The following is a 266-nucleotide window of genomic DNA, read 5'->3' on the forward strand; positions in this document are numbered from 1 at the left end:
GTCGTGATGCTGTGGAGCGGTGCGGCCGGAATGGCGGTGCTCGCGCTCGCCGGGCTCGCCGCCGCCGGCGCGGCTGCGCGACGCTCTCGCCGGACCGAGGCCGCCTCCTTGCGCGCGGCGGGACTGGATGCCACCGCCCGCCGCCGTCTCCGGGTCGGTGAAGCGACGGCGAGTGTCGCGGGCGGGCTCGTCGTCGGCGTGCTCGCCGCCGCCCTCACCGCGGCGATGCTGCTGCCGGCGATGGTCACGAGTGCGCTCCCGAAGCC

1 protein-coding gene is annotated in these 266 nt (G+C 77.8%); it reads left to right on the top strand.

Annotated features, from left to right (window positions below; translation table 11 throughout):
• Nucleotides 1-266: FtsX-like permease family protein (locus ACZ3GY_RS24150; protein WP_465912293.1), on the top strand; the 266-nt coding region annotated here is incomplete at both ends.

It is taken from the genome of Pseudomonas sp. PME37.24/006, assembly GCF_055556635.1.